The organism is Roseateles sp. P5_E1, assembly GCF_054049335.1.
Window position 1 is genome coordinate 1 of the sequence record NZ_JBFUMN010000499.1, and the last position, 513, is coordinate 513.

Annotated in this window: 1 pseudogene; it reads right to left on the reverse strand. The window is 70.2% G+C overall.

Annotation, left to right across the window (positions count from 1 at the left end):
* Window positions 1-479, reverse strand: a pseudogene (locus tag ACXJKJ_RS32305) (hypothetical protein); the annotation flags it as partial.
* Window positions 480-513 lie beyond the last annotated feature (34 nt).

The window sequence follows — 513 nt, forward strand, 5'->3', positions numbered from 1 at the left end:
GCCGCAGCCAGGCCACCGGCCGTGGTCGCCGCCGCGCCAGCGGTGGCACCGGCCACCTTGGCGCCGGCACCGATCACCCCACCGATGGCCGTGGTGAGCAGGCCCGCGGTCAGCAGCGTCGCCACGGCCCACGACAGGAAACCATGCGCGGTGTCGCGGAAGTAGGTCTCATCGCCGTGCAGGTTGCTCCACTTGTTGCGCAGGCGCCCGGCGATATAGCCGCCCAGGCCCGACGCTGCGATGGCGGTGACGGTCAGCCACGCGATGCTGGACCAACCGAACGTTTCCTTCGACACGCCTTCATACGCCCACGGCGATACCGAGGACAGTCCCAGGCCAACGCCGAGGATCAGCAGGACCAGTGACAGCGCCGCAGCAGCGGCGGCACCGGCGAAGATGGCGCCCCACGAGACGGCGTGGTCATGCGCGGGTGCGATCACCGGCGGGGGGGTGACCACGGCGACAGTCGCGGTGGCCAAGGGATCTTGGGAGGCGTAATCGCCACGGGTATTC